25 protein-coding genes and 1 pseudogene are annotated in these 23,273 nt (G+C 52.0%); 10 read left to right on the forward strand and 16 right to left on the reverse strand.

Annotated elements, in window-relative coordinates:
- Positions 1–43 precede the first annotated feature (43 nt).
- Positions 44–391: a winged helix-turn-helix domain-containing protein gene (locus DWV20_RS00745; protein ID WP_118256098.1), complete on the forward strand. Its 348-nt coding sequence runs from the start codon at positions 44–46 to the stop codon at positions 389–391.
- Between the two features lie 223 nt (positions 392–614).
- On the opposite strand, the gene DWV20_RS00750 is transcribed toward DWV20_RS00745, so the two are convergent.
- From DWV20_RS00750 to DWV20_RS00790, 7 genes are all read right to left on the reverse strand, one after another.
- A complete protein-coding gene (locus DWV20_RS00750; protein ID WP_158566257.1) occupies positions 615–1,607 on the reverse strand; it encodes a PLP-dependent transferase in 993 nt (330 codons plus the stop codon).
- A gap of 146 nt (positions 1,608–1,753) precedes the next feature.
- Positions 1,754–2,440, reverse strand: a complete 687-nt coding sequence (locus tag DWV20_RS00755) for a hypothetical protein (protein ID WP_118256100.1) — start codon at positions 2,438–2,440, stop codon at positions 1,754–1,756.
- A 288-nt stretch (positions 2,441–2,728) separates the two neighbouring features.
- Positions 2,729–3,313 (reverse strand): hypothetical protein, encoded by a 585-nt coding sequence (locus DWV20_RS00760; protein ID WP_118256101.1) that lies wholly within the window; start codon positions 3,311–3,313, stop codon positions 2,729–2,731.
- A complete protein-coding gene (locus tag DWV20_RS09825; protein ID WP_147346289.1) occupies positions 3,306–4,517 on the reverse strand; it encodes an ATP/GTP-binding protein in 1,212 nt (403 codons plus the stop codon). Before DWV20_RS09825 ends, DWV20_RS00760 begins: the two co-directional genes overlap by 8 nt.
- Positions 4,518–5,030: 513 nt before the next feature.
- The gene (locus DWV20_RS10165) at positions 5,031–5,987 is read right to left on the reverse strand and encodes a reverse transcriptase domain-containing protein (RefSeq protein WP_118256105.1); all 957 of its coding nucleotides are present in this window, start codon (positions 5,985–5,987) and stop codon (positions 5,031–5,033) included.
- Positions 5,956–6,963: a retron St85 family effector protein gene (locus tag DWV20_RS00785; protein ID WP_118256106.1), complete on the reverse strand. Its 1,008-nt coding sequence runs from the start codon at positions 6,961–6,963 to the stop codon at positions 5,956–5,958. The genes DWV20_RS10165 and DWV20_RS00785 overlap by 32 nt, the downstream gene beginning before the upstream one ends.
- A 361-nt stretch (positions 6,964–7,324) precedes the next feature.
- The gene (locus DWV20_RS00790) at positions 7,325–7,678 is read right to left on the reverse strand and encodes a hypothetical protein (RefSeq protein WP_147346291.1); all 354 of its coding nucleotides are present in this window, start codon (positions 7,676–7,678) and stop codon (positions 7,325–7,327) included.
- Positions 7,679–7,788: 110 nt separating this feature from the next.
- On the opposite strand from DWV20_RS00790, the pseudogene DWV20_RS10170 reads away from it, so the two are divergent.
- Positions 7,789–8,220: pseudogene (locus tag DWV20_RS10170) on the forward strand (transposase); the annotation flags it as partial.
- Positions 8,221–8,500: 280 nt separating this feature from the next.
- On the opposite strand, the gene DWV20_RS00800 reads toward DWV20_RS10170, so the two are convergent.
- From DWV20_RS00800 to rfbB, 3 genes are all read right to left on the reverse strand, one after another.
- Positions 8,501–9,760, reverse strand: a complete 1,260-nt coding sequence (locus tag DWV20_RS00800) for a hypothetical protein (RefSeq protein WP_118256109.1) — start codon at positions 9,758–9,760, stop codon at positions 8,501–8,503.
- Positions 9,761–9,882: 122 nt separating this feature from the next.
- Positions 9,883–10,110 carry a DUF2188 domain-containing protein gene (locus tag DWV20_RS10175; RefSeq protein WP_118256110.1) on the reverse strand — a complete coding sequence of 76 codons (228 nt, stop codon included), beginning with the start codon at positions 10,108–10,110 and terminating at the stop codon, positions 9,883–9,885.
- A 286-nt stretch (positions 10,111–10,396) separates the two neighbouring features.
- Complete coding sequence (gene rfbB / locus DWV20_RS00810; protein WP_199581732.1) at positions 10,397–11,416, reverse strand: dTDP-glucose 4,6-dehydratase; 1,020 nt, start codon at positions 11,414–11,416, stop codon at positions 10,397–10,399.
- A gap of 349 nt (positions 11,417–11,765) precedes the next feature.
- Between rfbB and DWV20_RS00815 the strand changes: the two genes are divergently transcribed.
- A complete protein-coding gene (locus DWV20_RS00815; protein ID WP_118256112.1) occupies positions 11,766–12,434 on the forward strand; it encodes a hypothetical protein in 669 nt (222 codons plus the stop codon).
- Positions 12,435–12,490: 56 nt separating this feature from the next.
- Here DWV20_RS00815 and DWV20_RS00820 read toward each other — a convergent pair whose 3' ends face one another.
- Positions 12,491–13,420, reverse strand: coding sequence for a DUF4238 domain-containing protein (locus tag DWV20_RS00820; RefSeq protein WP_158566261.1), 930 nt, complete (start codon positions 13,418–13,420; stop codon positions 12,491–12,493).
- A gap of 867 nt (positions 13,421–14,287) precedes the next feature.
- Between DWV20_RS00820 and DWV20_RS00825 the strand changes: the two genes are divergently transcribed.
- The 3 genes from DWV20_RS00825 (at position 14,288) to DWV20_RS00835 (ending at position 16,080) form a co-directional block, all read left to right on the forward strand.
- Entirely contained in the window at positions 14,288–14,575 is a 288-nt protein-coding gene (locus DWV20_RS00825; RefSeq protein ID WP_118256114.1) for a hypothetical protein, read from the forward strand.
- Between the two features lie 66 nt (positions 14,576–14,641).
- A complete protein-coding gene (locus DWV20_RS00830; RefSeq protein WP_147346292.1) occupies positions 14,642–14,959 on the forward strand; it encodes a hypothetical protein in 318 nt (105 codons plus the stop codon).
- Positions 14,960–15,147: 188 nt separating this feature from the next.
- Positions 15,148–16,080, forward strand: a complete 933-nt coding sequence (locus DWV20_RS00835; RefSeq protein ID WP_118256116.1) for a hypothetical protein — start codon at positions 15,148–15,150, stop codon at positions 16,078–16,080.
- Here DWV20_RS00835 and DWV20_RS00840 read toward each other — a convergent pair.
- From DWV20_RS00840 to DWV20_RS00860, 5 genes are all read right to left on the reverse strand, one after another.
- Entirely contained in the window at positions 16,069–17,010 is a 942-nt protein-coding gene (locus tag DWV20_RS00840) for an Abi family protein (RefSeq protein ID WP_118256117.1), read from the reverse strand. The two genes, DWV20_RS00835 and DWV20_RS00840, sit on opposite strands and share 12 nt — an antisense overlap.
- A gap of 134 nt (positions 17,011–17,144) precedes the next feature.
- A complete protein-coding gene (locus tag DWV20_RS00845; RefSeq protein ID WP_118256118.1) occupies positions 17,145–17,816 on the reverse strand; it encodes a hypothetical protein in 672 nt (223 codons plus the stop codon).
- Between the two features lie 177 nt (positions 17,817–17,993).
- Positions 17,994–19,139, reverse strand: a complete 1,146-nt coding sequence (locus DWV20_RS00850; RefSeq protein WP_118256119.1) for a hypothetical protein — start codon at positions 19,137–19,139, stop codon at positions 17,994–17,996.
- An 85-nt stretch (positions 19,140–19,224) separates the two neighbouring features.
- Entirely contained in the window at positions 19,225–19,920 is a 696-nt protein-coding gene (locus tag DWV20_RS00855; protein ID WP_118256120.1) for a HEPN domain-containing protein, read from the reverse strand.
- Positions 19,901–21,007, reverse strand: a complete 1,107-nt coding sequence (locus DWV20_RS00860; protein ID WP_118256121.1) for a DUF262 domain-containing protein — start codon at positions 21,005–21,007, stop codon at positions 19,901–19,903. Before DWV20_RS00860 ends, DWV20_RS00855 begins: the two co-directional genes overlap by 20 nt.
- 370 nt (positions 21,008–21,377) lie before the next feature.
- Between DWV20_RS00860 and DWV20_RS00865 the strand changes: the two genes are divergently transcribed.
- The 4 genes from DWV20_RS00865 to DWV20_RS00880 all read left to right on the forward strand — a co-directional run bounded on the left by DWV20_RS00865 (position 21,378) and on the right by DWV20_RS00880 (position 23,160).
- Positions 21,378–21,743, forward strand: coding sequence for a hypothetical protein (locus DWV20_RS00865; RefSeq protein ID WP_118256122.1), 366 nt, complete (start codon positions 21,378–21,380; stop codon positions 21,741–21,743).
- A gap of 79 nt (positions 21,744–21,822) precedes the next feature.
- Complete coding sequence (locus DWV20_RS00870; protein ID WP_118256123.1) at positions 21,823–22,257, forward strand: hypothetical protein; 435 nt, start codon at positions 21,823–21,825, stop codon at positions 22,255–22,257.
- A gap of 75 nt (positions 22,258–22,332) precedes the next feature.
- Positions 22,333–22,629, forward strand: coding sequence for a hypothetical protein (locus DWV20_RS00875; protein WP_118256124.1), 297 nt, complete (start codon positions 22,333–22,335; stop codon positions 22,627–22,629).
- Positions 22,630–22,650: 21 nt separating this feature from the next.
- Complete coding sequence (locus DWV20_RS00880; protein WP_118256125.1) at positions 22,651–23,160, forward strand: transglutaminase domain-containing protein; 510 nt, start codon at positions 22,651–22,653, stop codon at positions 23,158–23,160.
- The last annotated feature ends 113 nt before the right edge of the window (positions 23,161–23,273 follow it).

Here is a 23,273-nt window from a genome sequence, read left to right on the forward strand (position 1 = left end):
TGCGTTTACCCAGCAAACACTTTAGCGGGGAGACGTGGAGCACATGGAGTACAAGACGACGGCAAAGCTGGTCATTCAAGCGTGCGACAAAGACCTGCCAGGCGTGTTCGGCCATGGCTGTGTCTTGCTGCTGCAGGGCATCGCCCGCGAGCACTCGCTCAACCGCGCCGCCAAGAGCATGGGCATGGCGTATTCCAAGGCCTGGCGCATCGTAAACGAGGCCGAAGGTCAGCTGGGATGCAAACTCATCGAGCGCGACGGCGCCCGCGGATCATCGCTCACCCCCGCCGGCGAGCGAGCCATAGCGGTCTACGAGGAGCTGCAGGCCGACATCAACAACGTCATCGCCTCAAAAGCCGACGACCTCATCGCCAGCATCAATGCAGGGTAGTCCTTTTAGGCGGTTTTTAGCCCACAGCGCCCTCGGGTTGAGGCTCGCGCCACAAAACGGGCCCATCTACTACGTTTAGTTGAATACCCACGACCATACCGGACATTATGAAAATAAAACCGCTGGTAAACCGCTTGGTAATTTTCAAAATAGGCGGGTGTGGTCGAACCCTATTGCTTAAACGTAGTAAATAGGCCGTTTTCGTGACACAGACCCCGATTAGCTACTTGCGAAGGGCGTTATCGAGAGTGGCAGCCACCTGCAGGGGATCGTCGGTACCGGCGAAGAGGCGGATGGTGCTCCCCTGCTTGCCGCGTGGAGCCGAAAGGCGCGTCGTTGCGCCGCCGGCGGGCGATGTGCGGAATTCGTCCGGCAGTATGCTGAATAATTCACCCGCGATGCAGTCCATCAGGTCAAACTCTACTGCCGGGCCAAAACCGTGCTCCAGGATGCCGGTCGCGATGGCATGGTCGGGATGCGAGGTCAGCCCGGGATAGCGCACGTTGCGTACCATCTCGTTGGCGGCCAGATACTCGGCCAGCGCACGGGCGCGATCGAAGTGCGCCTGCATGCGAGCATCAAGCGAGGACAACCCGCGCTCCAGCACGCCGGCCTCCTCGGCAGACAGGTCAAGAGCAGGCGCACCGCAGTCCACAAGCAGCGCGTGCGAGCACTCGGCAGCGGCATCCACGCGATGGCGCTTGAGTTGCGAGCGCGCCACCGAAGCGGCGACGAGTTTGCGCGGCGCAACGCCGGCACACACACGGTCGAGCGCCTCGAGCGAAAGCACGGCGCCCAGACGCAGCGGGTTGCACCCAAAGACGCCTGACACAGTGTTATCAACCACGAGCAGCGCATGCGCCTCGCGAGCCGCGCGCCCCAGAGCACGAAGATCGGGCACACGCAGACCAAACCCGCCGATGGAGTTGACGAACCACCACAGGTGCGGCCCCTCGGCATCAAACGAAGCGTCAAAGCCCTCAGACGCAGCAGCAAACGCCGCAGCCGCGGGCTCCCCCACCAGCGCAACATCGAAGCCATCAAAGCCGCAGGCAAACGCATCGGCAAAATCGTCCGCAAAGGCCACCAGGCGGTCACCGGGACGCACAATACGCAGTAGCGACAGAGCCGCCGGCACATGCGGCGCTGCAGCAAGACGCGACTCACGCGCGCCGGCCCTTGCAGCCCAGGCCTCTTCTAGCTGCTGTACATCCACACGGCACCGTCCCTTCATAAGCAAAAACCCACGATGCGGGTGTTCCCCGCATCGTGGGCAACGGCTGCAGTATAGCGCCGATGGGCGACGAAGCGCCTAGATGCTGAGCGTGTGATAGGTCACGCTCGCACCCGGAGCGTCAACGGTCACGCCATAGGCCTCGGGTGGCCAAAAGCGTCTGCAACGTCGAGCATCTCAAAGTTGGCATCCCAGCTGTCAAAGATACGATGCACCAACACCGCGAGTTCCTCGGCACACAGCAGGGGAAACGGCGCATCTGCCGCACCCTGAAGTGCGACCGACCCGCCCGAGCATGCCTCGAACAACGGCACCAAAAATGGGTCGGTTAATGCCGGCGATGCGGTATACAGATACGGCACGCGCAGGACTTTGGCTTGGATGCCGTCGCGCGATGCATAGTAACGGCACAGGTCGTTGGCAGCGCGGGCGATAATGCCCTTGCCCGTCTGGGCGCCACTGGCGGCCGTGGCGTCGTCGTCACATCCGCCAGTGGTGCCCTCTGCACCCGCGGGCCCCGCAATAAACAGCAGCTGCACATTGCGTCCCATACAGGCACGAAACACCGAGCGCAGCAGTTCGATGCCGCCAAAAGTCTCGGTATACGGGGTAAGGTAGGTAGAAAGGTAGACCACGCGGTCGAACTCGTAGGCCTGCTCCAAGTGCTGGAGCAGCTCTTTCCACGAGGCATGGGGCGACAACTCATCACGACGCGCATCCTTGGCGGCTACAACCTTAACGTGGTCCCCGGGGAATGCCTTGGCGCAAAAGTCATCGTCAACATATGCGGTGTTGCCAACAACCAGCACCTCCATGGCGTACTCCTCCCCTAAAATCCACTTTAGTCATAGTCAAACATGCGTATTTTACGCTGTCAACGCGAGCTGGAGCGCCTTTAAGGCTGTTTTAAGAACTTTTTTGGAGGATGTGGGGACTTCGAGAGTGCAAAATGAGCGCCCAATCCGGAAGTACGCGGCAAATTCTTGACATGCCGACCACACTGGATAGCGACAACGTTTCTACCTGCGGTTTCTTTACCCAAAAACAACGGCGTGCTCGAGGGCTCCGGAATTTGCAGCATACTTCCGGCGGGCACTCAGCTGCTATTTCAACAAGTCAACCAGCAAAAACTCTCCGCTCTTTCGCTTACTCGTCTCCGCATGAGCTTTAATTGCCTTTACAAGTTTTTCGCCGTTGCCCCAATATTCCTCAAGAAAGTCCTTCTCTTTAATTTTGCCTAGTCCAAGACGCTGCTTGCAGAATTCATTAGGCTTAAGCTGTCTATCCCTTCTGGTCGCGTTCTCCCAATCCCGATAGGCACCCTCGGCGTGAATCACAAGCATCTCGACCTCCGGCCGCGTAACAAAACTCAGCACTTTAGTGCCGTTCTGCCTGCGCTTTGGAAACTCAAACTTGGGAGCGCTGCTGTCCACAATCCGTGCGACCGCAAGTCCTTCAGCCCCAGCAGTCTCGTAGTTCATCGAGAAATAGTCGTTTGCAATTTCGGAAGCCTTGCGTTTTCGTGTGTAAGGACGATCAACAATGAGGGCATCTTTGACCACTCGTTCTCTTGGGACGATCAACAAATCGTTGTCATACAGCTGCTGAATAACGACACCCTCTGCAGTTCCTTCACAGCTAAACAAGACAAAACGACTTGATAGAATGTCTTTTGCCTGATTACCCATTGATGTGCTCGCAAACATATTCGCGCATCGCTTGAACGTCGGGGTACTTAGGCATAGACCCCTTAATCACATTGTTGATGATCACATCGCTCTTTTTGTTCTCAATCCGATTGATACGCTCGGAATACTTGATGAGCTCTGTCTTAAACGAATCGTCGCGCACAAGAACAAAGACATTGTCTTTACGTCTAAGCACATCAAGGAGCTCCGAGTAATGAGTCGAAAAGAGCAAAGTTGCCCCATGGGGGTTCGTAACGGGAGAAGCAAAAAGCTCAATCACTGTGCCAACAAGTGATCTATTAAGACCCGTTTCAATCTCGTCCACAATCAGATAGCCCCCATTTCTGAGAGCGGTTATCGCTTGATTGACCAGCTCAGCGCCCAAGATCGTTCCATTTGACAGAACAGAAGTCGCGATCGCGACATTCATCACTCGCTCCGCTCGCTCACCCTTAAACTTAAGATGGAACACTTGGTTTTCCTTGTTCCAGACAAGATATTCAACACTCGGATCAAAAGCCTGAACAACAGGGGTTGGCAAGCTCGTCAAAGGCAGCGTGCGCTCGGGGGACTCCACCGAGACCACCTTTTTACCCGTGATGACAGACACGATTGACATGTTGTCATCCAGAAAAGTTCGTTGGGCATCGTTAAGAACAAGGTCACCATCATCAGGCCCCTCACGAACCAGAATAGGCTCAGAAACATCCTTCAGATGCTCGATATTCAAAACGACCTTTCTAGAGACGCGCGATACGGGGCATCTCCAAAGCCATTCGTTCTCAAATGCAAGCGATTCCGCAAAAGAAGTATCCTCCGCAGCTACGCCATCTACTTTGCGAAGCCGAGACTCAATAAGATAGACCGAACCTTTTTCGAAAAAAACACAGGCAACATTGACTTGGCGCTCCAAGTTTCCGAGAACATCGGAGCCAGTTGCAAAGCGGCGCATAACAAAGCTGCCAGACATATAACCAAGTACAAAGCGCACGAGGTTGAGAGTCGTTGTCTTGCCGGATGCGTTAACGCCAACAACGCCCATTACATTTTGAGAATAGAGCGAGGACCCAACTGGCAGCGGAAACACGTCAGCATAATTACCTTCTTCATCGCTCAAAACTCGATCGGCAGCAATAAAATCAAGTTCTAAACGTTTGTCCTTAAATAGTGTGACCCCATCGATTCTTAATTTAAGAAGTTTCACAGCGACCTCCTCTTAGACAATTCAATTATAAACAGTTTTCCTGTTTATAATTTGAAAAACAAGATTTCTGAGAAAAGCTCAGTCATTTAAGTTCATGCACAGAGACCCCCGTCGACCGTTGCGATGTTCGCAGACACGGTCCGTGCCCCCTTCGTCTGTGATTTATTGTTTATCCGCTGGAAATCACATAACGAGGTGCGGACCTTGTTCCGGTATGCGATTATCAATTTACGAAAGAAACCATGCGCTATCGGCATACATCGATGACCTGACGAACGGTCGTCTCTATATGAACGCAGCCGGCTACTGCTACGGCCTGCCTGGCGGCAGCATCGTCATAATCAGGATATGTATCAACAGAAGAACGTCCGAATTCATAGCGAGACGAGTTCCCGAAGGGGAAATGCAAGCGCAAGGAGAGACTATGCCCATGAAGCCCTTCTCGATGGAGTCGAGAGAGAAGATAGCGCGGATTGACAACCATAGAAATGTCTTTCGCGACGCTGCCGTCCCTCACCCATAGGCGAGCTCTACCAACGCTGGCATAACGCCTCCACTAGACACAGCCTTACCATAGCTCGCGTACTTGGCTAAAAGTGCGTTGCAAAAATCCGGTTCGACCTGTTTACAAAAGCTCAAGTGGCCTAAAACGCGAAGGGCGCATTCACGATCGCACTCGCGCATAAGCACCTGGTATAACGAGCGCTTTAACTCTGCCTTTCTTTGAGGTCCCAATCGCAGGACGCCATCACAGTCAAGATAGATGCCCGTGATTTTACGAAGGTGCCCTCGCCCAAAACAACGAGTTTTGTCACTATTCAAATCAAAACCCTTTTGCCGTAGGCGACTACCAACAAAAGTTGAAATCTCCGCAGAGTCTATCCATTCAGTTGATGAAATGCAGATGTCGTCAGAGTATCGCGAGTAGACGAATCTTTCGCCTAGTCTAGCTGCAATCTCATGGTCAAACGAAGCCATTATGCGATTGGCAATGAAAGGCGAACACGGAGAACCCGTTGCAAGAGAACCCCGATAACATGATAAAGCTACGAGAAGATCGACATCGTCTGCAGTAAGACGCGAGCGAAATTCAGCGTTTGTCGGCCGATAGGTTCCCCCTGAAAACAAATTCCTAACCATTTGCTGAGTGCAGGACTCAAAGAAATGGCAAATATCAAGCAGAAGAAAATGACTGCTCTTAGCATGGAGCCCGGCATTACGGCAGACGCTTGAGCCCTTTTTGTAAGCTGTAGCGTAAGGAAGATCTATATCAAACTCCGTATTTATATAGTCCGAAATCCAACATTGGACGAGCTTCAAATCTGGCCGAGGCGCAACAATCTTTCTCCCACCGGCAGAAAAACAGTGATACCTATCTGCCGTTGAGCTTACAAGGCCCAATAGCTGACGATTTGTCATTCCAAGGTCGAAGCAAATTCTATCCGCAATAGACACCGGCAACGCCTCCATATCCCATTGATCTCTTACGAAGGATTACCCGCGCCCTCATATTTAAGAAATCTCGGTCTTCGTCTCGCTTAAACATGAAATAGGAATCGAGATGTATCGTGCTTTTAATCAGATAGTCATGATCCTTTTTGTATCCCACTTTAGAAACAAGACCGGTAGCTCTCATCATGCAGCAAACATCCGACCAAGATATCGGAACACCAGCGTTTTTCATATCCGCATTTAAAATGGGCGAGTATATTTTGAGCTTACTAGCACGGAAGCCTTTGGCCGCACAGTATATCGTTCGTAAATCGGTCTCTGACATGGGGCCCAATATTTGAAGCAAATCAAGTAACTCGTGGACGAGCGAGCCCACGTTAATCTCGGACTCGTCTCGATTGATCATCTTTCTAGCGGCCTTTAAGCCAGCCTTGCCCCGCTTAGTAGCATTAGCACCAATAAGGGGTCTTAGTTCAGAAACAAAGCGGCACAAGTCAGGCGAAGACATCGGGTTATTTAAGTCTAAGTAAAAGACCTTGTTAAGCGAAGAGTCACCCGTGGCTATTTCTCTCACTGGCCCATCAATCAAGAAGCTCCGAGAGCCCTTATATTGCTTTCCAACAGCAACAGAGGTAATCCAAGCGGCATGAGGCAAAGCGGAGAAAGCACCCAACTCGCAAAAAGATCCACAGCTCTCTGCAAAAATCAATATCCAGTCCGATATATCGGCAAGCATGGCCTCTTGCTGAAGTAAATTAAGTCTCGAACCGTCCATTTCCGCCGCCACGTCTTCGGCAGTAAGACAAAAAACGTTATTTAACGCCTCGGTGTGATTGCTGGACACATAAGCTCTAAAGAATCGTCGAGAGGAATGCAGGCTCTGATCACCGCCGCAGGGAAAGATAAACAAGGGCAGATTATTAACGTCACGCTTAACTCTCAGATGATTTCTCAGGATATTCAAATCAGTTTTACTGATACAGTCGCAGAGCATTGCACCTCGATTCCAATAAGGACAAGGCCGCACAGTCCGTGCATATGGTCATTCCGTAGACACGGATTCGGGTCCGTGGCTATGGAATGACCATATGCACGGACCAAAATTGGTAAAAACGTCTCAGTCCATCTTTAACAGAGGACTCGCTCCAATCGGGGCAATCAATGACTAGCTGCGGCCTTGTCTCAAGTAACTTTACCATCACATTAGTGTCTAAGGCTTGATATTAGCCGGCTATAAATAGAAAGCATGCTAGTCCCGCATCAAGTTTATACTGCAAAATGTACTCTATTGAGCAGCGAGTCGCCCATTCTCGGCCTATTCCTGGCTGCTCTTCGCGGAGGATTTCATCCCGTTGTCACTCCCCCTTCTTCTTACGCAACACATGCATCGCGTGTTCGCCGAAGATCGCCGTGGACAGTTTCATCGCCGCACCCTTAACGGCGTTGAAGAAGTTCTCAAGAAACGGTACGTTCATGTCGTAGTAGTTCATGTTCCTAAGCAGCGCATAGATTGCCAGAAACGTTTGGGCAATGACCACTACAACACTCATTGCAAGAGCGTTGTAGGGCGACTGGGAAATCCTTACCAAGGGCCTCAAGCGCAGTTGGGCAAACCAATCTCCGGCGACCAACAATCCGTCTTGGGCAGTCTTAATAAACCCATAGGGGAAATAATTGCGCATAAGGAGGTGACGCATAATTTCTTTCACAAATTGACAAACACATTGAGGGACACAATCCACGCGCCGTCATATGATTTCTAGCGACTAAACAACAAATCATCGACGAAAGGGGCACAAGACGCGTCTGCGAACATCGCATCGGTCGACGATGGGTCACTCGATGCGCTGCTCAAAGAGAGGCGTCCGAGCTTGTCGGGGCCGAGCGCTACGAGAGGACGGCGGGCCGGGAGGCCTACCGGAGCGGCCACTACGCGAGAAGGCTCATCACGGGCGTCGGGGAAATCGAGCTCAGCGTGCCGAAGCTCCGCGGGACGGCAGCGAGGACGGTGCGCGACGGGTTCGCCGAGACGCTGGCCTACACGAAATTCCCGCCGGAGCACTGGCGCCGGATCAGGACGAACAACGTGATCGAGCGCATCAAGCGCGAGATCAGGGGTACGAGGGTCGTCGGGACCTTCCCGGACGGCAACTCGGCCCTAATGCTGGTGACGGCGAGGCTGAAGTACATAGTGGAGCACGAGTGGGGAAAGAGGAGGTACCTGGACATGTCCAAACTGGAGGAGATGGACGAGCTGAAGGAAAAGGCGGAGGGCAAGAAGAGAAAGGGACCGAGGACGGCTAAACCAATTTGCGAAAGAATCTTGACGGTACCTTAATGCCCACGATTTTCTCGGTAACATCACGCGCGAGCTTCTCGAATTCAAAACTATCCAACGCTTCGTAGTTGTAACCCATCGCAATACCATCCAACAGGAAAAGCAATTATTGTTTTGCAAGCAATATGTTAATAGAAGCTGATAATTTAGTTTTCAAATCAAAGTTGCAGCTCATAGGAGCGCCAACGGTTATCTAGTCATGCAGTCCGAACGCATCCGGGCTTATCAAGCCAGACGATTGGCGCAGGGTCCCCTTGAACGCATCTGAAGTCAGGCGGCCTTCAATATAGGCTTCATAACAACGAAGCAATGTCTCAGTTGATAGAACTGCGATTTCAGTTCTCTGTGCAATAGAAATCTGCTTCTCAGGGAATGGATCGCGCTCTTCGGGTCTTAACTCAATTTGAGATGCAAATATTAAGACACCTTTGATTTTTCGAGAGTCGCCTTCGGCCTCCATCTCATCCATTTTAATTTGGACATGATCGTATGTCTTTGAAATATGCTGTCGCTTCAGCCCGCGGCCGCTGCCTTTTATTTCAATCAAATAGAAAGTGTCATCGTAAGAGAAGTTGAAATCCTCTTCCTTATTGTCTTCAAAGGTTTCATCAACCTCAGCAATCTCGGCCAAAAGGTGCCGAGCATTATTTTCAAGATCAAAATCTTTGGTACAAAGGACTGACTTAATATCCCGATAACTAGAAAGGACTTTCTCAATCCCTTTCTTCTCCTCGTTCAGAACAGCCATTTGTTCATCTATTTCTTTTACTCGCGCTCTTTGTACTGTCTCATCATGAAATTCAACTTCATCCAGCCAATCAGGAACGCAAGTGAGCTGGCTTTCAGTTGGAAAAATGCCATTAATAACCGCCGATAGGTCCTCATTGTCATTTACCTGAAGAGTTGTAGCGGCAAAAGCCTCGGAGATTAGAACGGCTGAAACTGTTGATGCGTTCGAAAAAAGAAGAGGCTTAATAGGATGCAGTATCGGTGAACTGAAAGAAAAATCCGAATGAAGCTCTCTGTCTGCAAGTGCCGTTTTCGATTCTCCAAAACAAATGGGCAGCGGAAAAGGAAACAATTCGCATATCGGAGAGTCGGCAAAATCCTTAATAAAATCCTTCAGAAGCTTATTACGCTTATATCTCTTAGCGTCAATGCGTGAATCATATTCGTAGGAATATGAATACAAACAGTTTTGCGGAAGCAAGATGATGCATTCAGATTTTTTTGATTGCAGCACCATCTGACTAATCGAAGCAATATCTGCATGGTCCTTTAATAACGACACATCGCATGGATCGCATTTCCATAAATTCTCATCCTGCAAGTCAATGACCGTTAGCTCAAAGGCATCAAAGGCGCTCGCATTGCTGAATTCTCTTATCGTAAGGTCGGTTGTTTCCGCGAATCCACAACCCTGTTTTCTATATACCAATAACTGAGTCTTCATTACATAATCCTCCAATAACCAAAATGGATAAATCCCGTGTTCACAATTAATCGCAGTACGGAAACCATTTATCGGCTGTAGACACGATATCCCGCGCCTACAGCCGAAATGAGCCCGAACCCTTAGTCTCGCGGAGGGAAGGGATCGAACCCATGGGAATCCTTTGCGCGAATTCTGCCGTCAGGGCGATGGATAATCAACTCGGACTGTTGGTTAGAGCTAATGATTCGTCCGCGATTTATAGCATCGCGTTGTGTCGTCGTAACGAATGAAGCGCGACTCGCCCCTTCGCCTTTAACCTGCCAACTTCCGTCCGCCCGCTTTGTAACGTGTTGATTTCTGCCCTTCATGTTCACCTCGCCCTCGAAACCGATTCATCAACGAATCCACAGCACAAGACTTTCAGCAAGTCGCTCATGCTGTTCCGTTTAGATTTTAAGCGCCGGTGCGGACATGAACTTAGCGCGCCTTGAATCCCATGAGTCCGATAGCCAAACGCGTAAACAGTCCGCAAAGACAAATGCATGCACGATTTAACCAGCCAAAAATAGGGGGCGTCAACCTGCGCCGATGCCCCCCCATGCGAACACGCTATTTGCCACATGAGCCAGATCTCATACGCCAGCAGCACACCCCCTACTGCCCCTGTGCGCGGTAGCGCGCCTCGGTGGCCTCCTTGGCCGGGCGCCACCAGGACTCGTTGGCCACGTACCAGTCGATCGTCTGCTTGAGCCCCTCGGCGAAGTCGGTGTGGGCCGGCCTCCAGCCGAGCTCGCGCTGGAGCTTGGTGGAGTCGATGGCGTAGCGGCGGTCGTGGCCGGGGCGGTCGGCGACCCAGTCGAAGTCCTCGGGGTCGCGGCCCATGGCCTCGAGGATCATGCGCAGGACCGTGATGTTGTCCTTCTCGCCGTCGGCGCCGATGAGGTAGGTCTCCCCCATGCGGCCCTTGGTGAGGATGTCCCAGACGGCCGATGAGTGGTCCTCGGTGTGGATCCAGTCGCGGACGTTCTCGCCGCGGCCGTAGAGCTTGGGGCGCACGCCGTCGATGATGTTGGTGATCTGGCGCGGGATGAACTTCTCCACGTGCTGGTAGGGGCCGTAGTTGTTGGAGCAGTTGGAGATCGTGGTTCGCAGCCCGTAGGTGCGGGTCCATGCGCGCACGAGCATGTCGGAGCTGGCCTTGGTGCTCGAGTACGGGCTGCTCGGGTGGTAAGGCGTCTCCTCGGTGAACTTGGCGGGGTCGTCGAGCGCCAGGTCGCCGTAGACCTCGTCGGTGGAGACGTGGTGATAGCGGATGCCGTACTTCCTCACGGCCTCCAGCAGGCGGAAGGTGCCCTCCACGTTGGTGCGCAGGAAGGGCTCCGGGTCGGCGATGGAGTTGTCGTTGTGGCTCTCGGCGGCGTAGTGCACGATCGCGTCGTGGCCGGGGACCAGCCTGTCCAGCAGCCCGGCGTCGCAGATGTCGCCCACGACGAGCTCCACGCGGTCGGAGGGAAGGCCCGCGATGTTCTCGGGGTTGCCGGCGTAGGTCAGCTTGTCCAGGACGGTGGCATGGACCTCTGGGTGGTTATTGGCCACGTAGTGCACGAAGTTGCCGCCGATGAAGCCGCAACCGCCCGTGACGATGATGTTCTTGGGATTGAACGTTTCAGCGATGGTCAATCACCTTCCTACACCTAAAAACTACCGCGCTGAAAATGCTTGCGCAAGCGTAGCGCCAAAACGCCAGTTTGAATAAAGGCAACCTACGTCCAAGAATCAGAGATTCCAAAAACATTCGCAGCTTGCGCCGGTGTATTTACGACATGCGTACCCAAGCTTCGCCCCGACAACCTTGAAGACACGATTAAAAGCAACACGCAGCTCAAACAAGTTGATCCCTGAGTTATATCTCTTCGCCAAATCGATTAGATCCGCAGTGAAACGGAAAGAATGGATACAGATTCTTTAGAACCTCATTAAGGAAAAATTAAAGTCAGGAATTCGAATAACAGAGGTGAGCGGTTTGGACAGTCACATCGATAGCGTATATTACGACAAGCCACTCCCAGATAGGACCAAAATCGATATCTGGGAATGCTATGCAAGACACGTTCTGCAGTTTATCGATAGCAACAAATATGGAAATCTGACTTACAGCGACAAGCCAGATCTGATCGATAGGACACGTTCTCTGGGCATCGAGGTGACAGATTCCCAATCACGAGAAAGCAGAGAGGCTGAATCTCTTTACTCGAGGCTCGCATTCATCGATGACCAATCTTGGAGAAAACGCCAAATCGAACGGATCGAACAGTGCGGCGCGCATTATGAAAGCGGAATTCTGTTTGGTCCAAGGGGCGCCGATTCGTTCGAGCTGGTTTATGAAGCCCTTAACAAAAAACTGAAGAGACTCAACTCTAACGATTATGAATTATTTAGAAGAAATGAGCTGTTTGTCAAATCTACTATTCTTGCTGACGAGGAAATGCTTCGAGAAGCCCTCTCAAAAATGGAAAAACAATCCCGCGATCACCCGCGACGCTTCGCTTCCGTCACTGTCTCGGTTCCAGGACACAATTACGTGTTCGACTTCGATTCATCCACATACAAATCTCTTGAATTCGGAAGTAGCGAGCAGTTTCGAATTGCCGATAGTGCGCGGTGGGAAGTAATACGCGCGGAGTTGAGCTGAGGCAAGCACGGCCGCATAAAATAAGAGCTCCTATACCTCCGCGCTTGCAAAACCATTCACACTGCAATTAAACGGGCTGCGCGGTCAAGACCGCGCAGCCCGTCATTTCCCACAAGCGATTCCAAACACTCGTAATCTCTCGCGATAAGGAAATCCCAGGAGTCATTACCGCGCATAATCGCGCGATTGACCACATCGACAGCGGCACCATCAATGTGAGAAATACTCACCAAGCGGTCATTCTCTGATTTCTGCTTAAAGGCCACTCCATATCGAGGGCTCAACGGAAAGTAGATGCTGCAGGGATCGCTCTCCCGAATGTCCGACCATTCAGGAAAGATGGGCAACGACGAGGTTAAAAACTCTGACCCCTCAGGCGCCACGAAAAAGCCGCAATCCATTCTAAGCATCAAAGAAACCAGCGAATAAAGCGGGGCGCCCTCACAGAACTTAAACAAGGCTGCGTCCTGAATAGCAAGCTCTACAATCGATTCAAACTCCTCGCCAAAACCCTCGGCGTCCATCTCTTTTCGATCAACTTCAGTAAGGAATCCTTCTGCTTCCAACTCAGCCGTGTAGGATGCAGCATTGCTTCTTACCCTCTTGAGATATTTTGGGCTCCTTACGAGTAATAACGCAATGAGGAGTATAAGACGTTCGAGCAGCTCACAGGTCTCATCAGTGTCAGAAAACCCGCCGGCATCCAAATGCTCTATAAGCAGTCTGTAATCGTACGCAAGGTCATTCTCCATCTTGCTTAATGCCTTTTCAGCAGACCCCTGTTCAATAAATCGCTCCCCATCTATTGGGGTCCGTCTCTTTATCTCATGAAGGTACTTCTCGAAACAAATGCCTTCCGGTTTAGTTTGAAATATGCGACCCAAACCACTTGGCTCACGCTTCACCGCATAAAGAAAGCCATCTTGATTAGTAAACGACTTCAGATAAAAACGCGGCACGTAGTGCTGCTTCTTAACATCGGACATATAATCGCCTCCACAAAGCGTCCTTACCCCTGCCGAAACACCAGGAAGAAGGTCAACGTAAAAATCATGGAAAACAATAACCCAAAACCAGGCAACCATTATGCCGACAGGCCGAAGATGGTAACGCGCCGCAATATGCGATTAAAGGCAACCCGCTGGGAACATCCTTGGTGAGCAGCACGGTCACCTTCGGCTATTGCCAGTTTCCAATTTACTTCATCTATGCGATCAGGGGGCGCTACGCCCCCAACCAAGAGCCTGATTGGCAATCCGTTCCTTGGCAAATCGTATAGGCTTTTGTCAAAACGACCGGATACGGCAACTCGCAGAGACGACGCATCATCCGGGGTCTGCCCTTGAAAACCGAGGCTCGGAGTCTAGATGAAGACAGTTCGGCCTTTGTTGCAGCTAATTCGGTCATACCTACAAAACACGACACGAATACCTGGACCACTTGAGCCTCATACATCAGGCAAACCATAACGAATATGAATCTCTTTGGCAGAGATCCCACATCAATGCCCGCAACGGTTGGCACTACAGCGAGGCCCAATCACACGGCACCACTTCCAACACGCGTCTGAGGAACGTAGCCCCGCTGAGGTTGAGCAGGACAGCCTCAACTGTGAGCTCACCCCCGATTTCGTTATTAGCTGACAGCCGCCGACACTCCCCTGCCCGGAAACAGCTCCCGGAACGCTCCACAGACATGCACCCCCGGCGCCGAGGACGATCACAACCTCCGGGCAACACCAGCGATCCACACCACTCCCGCACGAGGGTCCCGCCAGGAACCTTTACCTTGGTAGCAAAGAACCTGGCCGCACATGGCGGTCCGAGGCATCACTACCAAAGAAAGGACGCGCCATGCCCGGCGGCACCATCGCCTACCTACTCAAGTTCGCACCCAAGGAGGCGTACATCGACGACCTGCTGAAAGGGCACCTCTACATGAACGCGGCCGAATACCACAATGGCCTGCCTGGCGAGCAGGGCGATCCGCTCGAAGCGTCCATGGTCCTCCCAGCATGCATCTACGGCAATTACCGACTGCCCATCTACTGCATGTACACGGTCCGCGAGAACAATATCGTGGACAACACCGTGAAAATCCTGATACGAATGATCCGGGAGTTCGGGTGCGTGGACGGGTGAATCGGCATTGTGCAGTACGACTGCTTCGCGTGCCTCGCCGACAGACACATCGCCGAAGACGGAAACATGTACGCCCACGGCCCCATCTCCTACGGCGTCCCCGGGCCAAAACTGATTCGCGAGATCTTTGAGGGCATCCCGCACAATCTCGTTATCAAAACGCCCAAGTACGCTTACCAGCAGGAATATCGAATCATCGGGTCGCGCCCGGTCGAATGTCGTCTTTTACCAGACGAGAATCACCCTAGCTACAAAATTGAAGAATACGGTCATGCGGAGCTTGACCTAGGCAGCAGCCTCGCGGACTTTTCCTGGAAAGTCCCGGTGTCGAGTCTCGAAGAAGCGGAAGACGGCCTCATGTTGAAGCTCCCGCATCGCGTATAGTCAACCCAGTACAGGTCAGAGCGCCGCCGGGGACCAAAGCGGGACCGCTCCCCCTCCCCAACATCCCCCAGAAAGATCGCTGATGTTGACTGGGGTTCCCGTAAAATAAAACCCCAACTAAATATGTGCGGAGTGCCGGCCTGGAGCTGCCTTCGGACCCTATTGGCTGCTCACCGAGAGGCTCCGCTATGAAACGACCCCTTTACTACCTGCTCTGCGCGATCGCGTGCACGTCCATGGTCGGCGCGACGATGCCTATGGCGGCCATTGCGGAGGCGATTCAGCCTCAAGCAACAGCCGAGCAGCAGGCACAAGCCGACGCCACGAGCAGCGGCACAGGCAAGGCCGAAGACGGCACCAACACAAATGCGACAGCGGATACAGTAGAGGACAGCACCGCAACATCCACCGGCACCAGCCAGACCGACACCGCGGACGCCAACGCCACAGACACCGCCATGCCCGGCACCACCGCCGCAACCGGCACCCCCACCCCATCCCTCCGAGCCCAAGCCACCCCCGCGCCCGCCGCGATCTCCGCCACGTCACAAACCGGCTACGCCCACTCCACTACCGCAACCCAAAACGGCGTCACCTTCACCGTCTGGTGGAACGACGCCCCCGCGGGCACCGCGACGACCTTCCACGTAACCCAGGCCGACGGCTCGTCCCAGGCCAAGGCGCGCATGGACGTGCCCACCTACTGGGACGGCGGCGGCCAGGAAAGCGTCTGCGACCCGTCGCGCCAGGCATGGTCCAGCTACCACAGCCTGGGCACCGCGGGCCACGACTTCACCTTCGACTTCACGGCGTCGGGCACGTACCGCATCCACTTCTACTTTATGGACAACGACAGAAACGACCCCCAAAACGACAGGGGGATCTACTACCTGCGCACCACGGCGGAGGTAACCGTAAACGACGCCGCCCGCCCGAGCGTCGCGCAGATCGTCAACAGCGCCGTGGACCTGTGCAGGCAAGAGACAAACGGCTCGGAATACGACATGGCGCTGTGGCTCCACGACTGGACGCTCGAGCAGCTGGAGTACGACCACAGCCTCAACTGGTACGGAGACCTGGACCAGCACCAAACATCAGCAGCGAACCAGCTATTCAAATAAGCTTCCGCCTGACGTCTTTTGCAGCAGTTCGACAAAACCGATCTGGTTTAACACGTGCTTAATCGCATACGTCTCAACATATCTCATAAGAAGCTCAGTGAGTTCCTTAATGAACCGTTTGAACTCATTCTCGGTCAGATAGCGCTCAAGCATCCAAACCATTCGAATGTAGTTGACGTTTTTGCGCCCACCGACCTTGGCGCAATAAAGCCTCTCATCATGGGCGCAAACATTGCGGAATTTAACGAGGACCTCAATCGAAACCCTCGCGTCATCCACACTGAAAAACCCGAGCTTGTGTGATCCGGTCCTACCCGTCGAGTCCACAATCATTTTGCAAACCGCAGACTTATCCTTGGGCTTCATTAAGTTATAGAAATGTTCGATGTTCCCAAAAGTCAGGTCGTTCACCAGCACCCAAATGGGCACCGCACCATATGAATTTCGGTAATGAGCGATGAAATCTGATTTGCTATTAGATACCCTACGACCCAAAACCGACGTAAGGCCAGCAATCTCTTGCGCGAAATTGGCCCCATTTTTCCCGGCGCTAGCAAATTCATTTTCATCGCAATAATTTGACTGGAGAAGATACGCTTCGGGAGCTCGGTGGGCATTCGAAAAAGCATAGGCGACCGCAGTCTTGATTTTAGCCTCAGCCAAAATCAAATATCGAAACGTAAGAGACCTTAGCTCTCTATCAAAAGTGAACAGAGTATATAAATCCGAAAACGATATGCCCTCAAGATACCGATCTTCGCCAGACTCTCTACTCTTGCCAGTATCGAGAAATGGATCCTTATAGCCATTGACAATTGAGTAGTAGCCCTCACGCATCAGAGTGGGACCAGTATCCTCATCGACATCCAAACCGCGAGATTCAAGAAGTCGAACTTGCTCATCGATAGTCAAAAAGGGCTTATCAGACATACCAACTCCTTAAATGAAGAGAGACGGCCATCCATAAGAACAGCCGTCTCTCCGCAGGACGTAGGCCCGTAGGTTGACTACGTCAATACCGCTATATTTACTTTATCCCCTGGACTCCAAGGGGTCAATTCAAATTAGGAGAGCAGAAATCCTTCATGAACCTGTTCCGACTGCGGCTCGATCACTAAGATGTCCTGCGGAGCAATCGAACCTTCAATAGCCCCATCAACCTCAAGCGAGAGCTGATCAGCATCGGAAAAACCGTCAAGCGCCTTTACAAACTTTGACATAATTGGATCCTGAGCATAAGGCTGGATACGATTAAAATTAAAGGCAAATTTCACCCTGATCGGAATTCCCATTTCCGTCAGCCTCTCACCCGCACCAGGCCCTAAACCGCCCTCCACCGACCACCTAAACGTTTCCCCACCCAAAGTCGCTGAATATTTCGAATAACGGTTGCTCATAGACTCAAGCAGATAGAAACATACATGGTTGCTCCGACGAGGATGTTCGTCTAAATAATGCTTCGCTATCCGAAGAACCGCATCAATCCTGTTTGAATCTAGCCCAACGATATCGTATAAACTGCGAAACCGATCAATCGTCTCAGTTTTTGAATATGCTTTGAGTCCCCCGTGCCTTATTTCTTCTTCCGAGAGCACCCTAGTCGCGTGCCACCCCGTAATTTTTTCCCTATTGAAAAGCTCTATGAGTGCGGCTCGACCCCTTCCATCAGAACCGCACAGCTTTCGATAGTCAGAATGCAATCGCATTAAATCGATACGGTTATCGAGATCGTACATATTTCAAGCCCTTCTTTAACGCCATCACACGAGTAGAATTGCTCAAGGCGAGATAGCAACAACACTAAAAAGAATATTTGTCCGCTTGAACACCGCTGTTTATTGCGAGACGGCGCACACGGCGTCGACGGGAAAACCATCGATACAGACAACGCTGTTAGCAATGGCATCCGCGCCTTACATACCCCAAGGCACCTTTAACGGATCAAATCTTGGAAAGGCGATTAACTCACAAAGCGAGCGTTCCAGCTTGGAGCGAACAGCCATAAGTTCGGTTTTAAACCCTTGCAAATCCAATCCCATCTGGTTATTACAGGCTATATCGAGTATTGACCACGAGGAGGAGCAACCGGAAGGATCAGACACAAGCTTCTCCGAAAAGTCGTAGTGCATGAATGCGTTTCGCAAAGGATGAGCGCGCTTAATCCATCTCTTATCTTCTCTCGAAATAAGCCTCTCGACTTCAGACAGAAACCTGTTCGTACAAAGATCAAGCTCCGCATGGGTCCTTGCAAAGGTAGTAAATATCTGAAGAGCCCTTGCGACATGGTCCAAACTCAAACAGGAATACTTAATAAAAACCGCGTCAGTAAAGAATCCTGCTTCAAACAAAACATCAACTGATACAAGCAGCATAAGGAGCTCAGAAAGAAAAAAGAAAATCACGTCGTCCTTGCATCCAATGATTTTTACCTTTTTGACCAAATCTTCGAATCGGCGATCATTCGAACGAGTTTCAAAGGCTGAAACATCAAAAACAGACCGATCTGCATAATACGATTGAGAAAAACGATATAAAAAGCTACCAGAAAACGCCGAATGGTATCCGATTTCATACGGAAAGCTAGTGGCGCTTGAACCGAGAAGCTCCGATGAGTCCTTGGTAAAGAGATGAATGGAAGAAAAGGTTGCATAACAGGGAAGTTCACCGTAATAGGTGATTCCGATATTGTTTCGAAACCTATTGAGAAGCTTTGGAAAGGGACCACCAGAGAATTGCTTATTGAGTTGATCTATTACGGCTCGGGTTTCCGAAAGATAATCATAGAAGCTCATTTTGTTCGAGCTGAGAGACTTTGTCATATGCCGAATACGAGTTACGCGTAGATCTTCTACGGGAATATGAAAACCGAGCTTCTTATTAATGAAAGGAATCGCATCGTGCACAGCAACCGCTACGAACGGAAGCGCCGTGATATCAAGAGCGATTGCCTCATTGGGAAATTGTTCTGCATGTCTCACCATACGACCAATGAATAGGCCCTCGTCGATGATAAGCCGCCAGCTAAACAAATCTCTGGAGTCAAGGTGGATATCTAGCATTGTTTATGAATACCCCGTTTACTATATCTAAGCCCGAAACACCCATCGCAGGCTCCGCCAAATCCGCTTACCCATACGACACCGGCTATCGCCTGGTCCAGAATCTCGGATTTAAACTCTCCTTTTCAATATGCTCGGCAAAGGCGACCCAGCTGCATCTCCATTCCGAGTAAAACGACTCAATCTCTAAAGCAGAATAGTTTTCGCCAATTTTCGAAGGCAAGACTGAGCCATGGGCGATTTCATTTCTTTTGTATTGGAAGTCATCGATATGACTCCAAGCTCTTCCCAAAATTGGCGCGGGGTCCCCCAAATCAAATAAATAACAGATAGTCCTAACCTGGGTCGACTTCATATAGCTCCCGTCATCTGGAAAATAATCAGTGAACTTCAAATCGCGAACACAAGAGTCGAGTAAAGACCGAACGTCCCTGGCGTTACCAATTTTGGTTTTTACATTAGACGCATCAGCATATGACCGAAAGGATGAATTTAAGGCTGCTGCTATAAACCCATCCTGCATGTTTTTCAATTTTCCCCTATAAGAATTGGCCGTCTCAAGAACAGCTCGAACAGTCCCTTTGAGTAGCTGCTCATAGGCCGAAAAAAGAAATACAAAGGAAATACCTTTAGCTGTCTTTACCAGAATATCATCAGGAGAGGGATTCGATTCTCTATCGCCGATCTGTTCGAAAATATTAGCGGACCTCAAAAGCAGCTCAAGTTCCGACATGGACTGTTCAAATAGATCGATCTGAGGTTTAAGGCTCAATGTATCCATGATTCAAAAAAGCCTCTTTTGCATAAGCAATCCGCCCCTTTACCTTAGGAAGCGAATTAGTTGCAGACGTCGTATACCCACGAAAAGCCTTAGAATCGATCCAGTTGTTTTTACTGCACACCTCAAGCTGGGGACATACTCTGAGAGCCTGCGCAGCCCCAACAGAGACTCCCTCAAACACGTTAGCAGGAGTTGATCCCTTTCCGCCCCGCTTCAACCCATTCGGAAAACACCGAGCAAGATAATTCATAACCCGATTGAATTCATCTCTATATTCATCAAGCAGCTCCTCATCGTATTGATTGCCCTTCTCGATAAAGGAGTTAAGGAACTCTTTAACCGAGTGTTTAAAACCCTCTACACCGTTTAAATAAGCAAAAAACCTGAGGACATATTCCTGAAGACTACCATCCGACTGGCGGTTTTTGGGGACAACAACAACAGTTCGAAAATCAGCATTGGATGACAGTTCATTAATTAAATCGAGAAAAACTCCGCGATAGATACAGGATCGCACCTCTTGAGATGTCAATGATATGCCTCCCGTATTCAGGCGCTCAAAGAGGTCGAAACGGACCTGACGATCGCTTTTGTCATTCAGAACCGTTACCTTTATTGGGCGATCGAGAAAAATCGAGCGCATGTCTTCTGGCAAATCCGAAAAGCAGCATCCATTAAGCTCGGGCAGCTTGCTTAATCCCTTAAGACATAGAGGAGCCTTCAAGCCCAACTCCTCGCGCTGTTCCCCTTCAAGAATAAAATTGACAATCGAGAGGCTACGCTGAAGTCCGTCCACAACTTCCCAAACAACAGCCTCATCTGGAGTAGAAGAAGTTGCCATAAATAAATTTGGAACCGGAATTCCCAGCAGAACCGACTCTATAAGGCCAGACTGTCTCTCATCGTCCCACCGAAACTGCCTCTGGTACTCAGGAGCAATATCGATTCTCTTTTTCAAAATCCTTCTTGTTAGCTCATCGCATGTAAGATCGTAAGTATCAAAACTAACTTTCATGCGCTGCGCTTGTAAAGCAGAACGCATGTCTTGAAACGTGGGTTTCATAATGCCCCAAACGTCATCGACCACTAGACCACTTCTGAGTTATTTTACTTTACGAACCGCGTTCACGAAATATCGACTCGCTTATGACAGGGTGGTCGCACGCATCCTCGCCCACAAGCGAGAGGATAGTCGAATCAGCCGCATTCCAGGTTCTTCAACGTCAAGACGATCCACTTCGGATTGGGCACTACGGCAACTATCACGACATCACCCAATCCGGCACGCAGGTTTGAGAAGCCGCCCTTATCTTGACAGCCAACACCCCGGAGCATACGACGCGGCCTGGCGCACGTCAAGCAACGAGAGGACTCGCCATGCCAATAGACGACATCATCTACCTACTGAAGTTCGCTCCCCAAGAGGAGTACATCGACGACCTGATGGGCGCCTCTATATGAACGCCGCCGACTACTACCACGGTTTGCCTGGAGAGCAGGGCGATCCGCTAGAAGCGTCTCTGGCGTACGGCGTGGGCGTCTACGCCCATTGGCCCTTACCGATCTACTGCATGTTCACGGTGCGGGAGAGCGACATCGTTGACAACGCTGTCGTGATTACCAAGCGAATGGTCGAGGAGTTCAGGTGTTCCGACGGCTGGATCGGCATCGTGCGGTACGACCGCTTTGAGCGGCTGCTAAATTGGGATATCGATTCTGGAGACGACATTTCCCTACACGGCTCCGTCCTCTATGGCGCTCCAACCCCTCCCCAACATTCCCCAGAAAGATCGCTGATGTTGACTGGGGTTCCCGTAAAATAAAACCCCAACTAAATATGTGCGGAGTGCCGGCCTGGAGCTGCCTTCGGACCCTATTGGCTGCTCACCGAGAGGCTCCGCTATGAAACGACCCCTTTACTACCTGCTCTGCGCGATCGCGTGCACGTCCATGGTCGGCGCGACGATGCCTATGGCGGCCATTGCGGAGGCGATTCAGCCTCAAGCAACAGCCGAGCAGCAGGCACAAGCCGACGCCACGAGCAGCGGCACAGGCAAGGCCGAAGACAACACCAACACAATCGCGGCAGCAGATACCGCAGAGGACAGCACCGCAACATCCACCGGCACCAGTCAGACCGACCCCGCGGACGCCAACGCCACAGACACCGCCACGCCCGGCACCGCCGCCGCAACCGGCACGGCCACCACAGCCCCCGCCCCATCCCTCCTCGCCCAGACCAACCCCACGCCCGAGGCCATCTCCGCCACGTCACAAACCGGCTACGCACACTCCGCCACGGCAAGCCAAAACGGCGTCACCTTCACCGTCTCGTGAATCGACGCCCCCGCGGGCACCGCAACGACCTTCCACGTAACCCAGGCCGACGGCTCGTCCCAGGCCAAGGCGCGTATGGACGTACCCACCTATTGGGACGGCGGCAGTCAGGAAAGCGTCTGCGACCCGTCGCGCCCGGCATGGGCCAGCTACTACAGCCCGGGCACCACGGGCCACGACTTTACCTTTGACTTCACGGCATCGGGCACGTACCGCATCTACTTCAACTTTATGGACAACGACAGAAACGGCCCCCAAAACGACAAGGGGATCTACTACCTGCGCACCACGGCGGAGGTGACCGTAAACGACGCCGCCCGCCCATGCGTCACGCAGATCATCAACGACGCCGTGGACCTGTGCAGGCAATAAACAGACGGCTCGGAATACGACATGGCGCTGTGGCTCCACGACTGGACGCTCGACCAGCTGGAGTACGACCACAGCCTCAACTGGTGCTCGGCCGAAAGTGGCCTCACGCGCCACCAGGGCACCTGCGAGAGCTACCAGCGCATCTACTCCAAGCTCCTTAACGCCGCGGGCATCGCCAACGGCCACATCACCGGCAATGGCCATACCTGGAACGCCGTAAAGCTCGACGGCAAATGGTGCCAGATGGACCTAACCTGGGACGACACCAGCGACAACTGGTACGGGGACCTGGACCAGCGCCATCTGTACTTTGGCCTGACCGACGAGCTCATGGCAATCGCCCACTCCGACCACACGGCCAACTACCAGAAGGACGGCCACGCCTACCGCTCGACCGACCTGTCCAACAATTACTTTGTGCGAAACGGCAAGGCAAATGAATGGGCCGAGAAACATCTCAGGGATTCAGAATGGAATCGTTGCTTTTGCGATGAATCAGAGGGAGGGAAAGGCTCAAGGCGCCGAGGTTAAGCTAACCGCGACTTCGAACGTCGGCAAGGAATCGATCAGCAGATGGAGCGCTAAGTACGTCCTAGCAGCAAATTACCAAAACGCAGCATAAGAGAAGATCATCGAGGACGGCG

The sequence above is a fragment of the Collinsella sp. AF02-46-1 genome (genome assembly GCF_003465825.1).
GTDB lineage: Bacteria > Actinomycetota > Coriobacteriia > Coriobacteriales > Coriobacteriaceae > Collinsella.

Bases quoted from the DNA above. Each gene is read 5' to 3' on its own strand.
- DWV20_RS10175 (WP_118256110.1), bottom strand. From the start codon at position 10,110: ATGAAGGGCAGAAATCAACACGTTACAAAGCGGGCGGACGGAAGTTGG.
- DWV20_RS00760 (WP_118256101.1), bottom strand. From the start codon at position 3,313: ATGGGTAATCAGGCAAAAGACATTCTATCAAGTCGTTTTGTCTTGTTT.
- DWV20_RS00855 (WP_118256120.1), bottom strand. From the start codon at position 19,920: ATGGATACATTGAGCCTTAAACCTCAGATCGATCTATTTGAACAGTCC.
- DWV20_RS00865 (WP_118256122.1), top strand. From the start codon at position 21,378: ATGAACGCCGCCGACTACTACCACGGTTTGCCTGGAGAGCAGGGCGAT.
- DWV20_RS00830 (WP_147346292.1), top strand. From the start codon at position 14,642: ATGTACGCCCACGGCCCCATCTCCTACGGCGTCCCCGGGCCAAAACTG.
- DWV20_RS00840 (WP_118256117.1), bottom strand. From the start codon at position 17,010: ATGTCTGATAAGCCCTTTTTGACTATCGATGAGCAAGTTCGACTTCTT.
- DWV20_RS00755 (WP_118256100.1), bottom strand. From the start codon at position 2,440: ATGGAGGTGCTGGTTGTTGGCAACACCGCATATGTTGACGATGACTTT.
- DWV20_RS00845 (WP_118256118.1), bottom strand. From the start codon at position 17,816: ATGTACGATCTCGATAACCGTATCGATTTAATGCGATTGCATTCTGAC.
- DWV20_RS00870 (WP_118256123.1), top strand. From the start codon at position 21,823: ATGAAACGACCCCTTTACTACCTGCTCTGCGCGATCGCGTGCACGTCC.
- DWV20_RS00875 (WP_118256124.1), top strand. From the start codon at position 22,333: ATGGACGTACCCACCTATTGGGACGGCGGCAGTCAGGAAAGCGTCTGC.
- DWV20_RS00825 (WP_118256114.1), top strand. From the start codon at position 14,288: ATGCCCGGCGGCACCATCGCCTACCTACTCAAGTTCGCACCCAAGGAG.
- DWV20_RS00785 (WP_118256106.1), bottom strand. From the start codon at position 6,963: ATGCTCTGCGACTGTATCAGTAAAACTGATTTGAATATCCTGAGAAAT.
- DWV20_RS00745 (WP_118256098.1), top strand. From the start codon at position 44: ATGGAGTACAAGACGACGGCAAAGCTGGTCATTCAAGCGTGCGACAAA.
- DWV20_RS00850 (WP_118256119.1), bottom strand. From the start codon at position 19,139: ATGCTAGATATCCACCTTGACTCCAGAGATTTGTTTAGCTGGCGGCTT.
- DWV20_RS10165 (WP_118256105.1), bottom strand. From the start codon at position 5,987: ATGGAGGCGTTGCCGGTGTCTATTGCGGATAGAATTTGCTTCGACCTT.
- DWV20_RS00880 (WP_118256125.1), top strand. From the start codon at position 22,651: ATGGCGCTGTGGCTCCACGACTGGACGCTCGACCAGCTGGAGTACGAC.
- DWV20_RS00835 (WP_118256116.1), top strand. From the start codon at position 15,148: ATGAAACGACCCCTTTACTACCTGCTCTGCGCGATCGCGTGCACGTCC.
- DWV20_RS00820 (WP_158566261.1), bottom strand. From the start codon at position 13,420: ATGTCCGATGTTAAGAAGCAGCACTACGTGCCGCGTTTTTATCTGAAG.
- DWV20_RS00800 (WP_118256109.1), bottom strand. From the start codon at position 9,760: ATGAAGACTCAGTTATTGGTATATAGAAAACAGGGTTGTGGATTCGCG.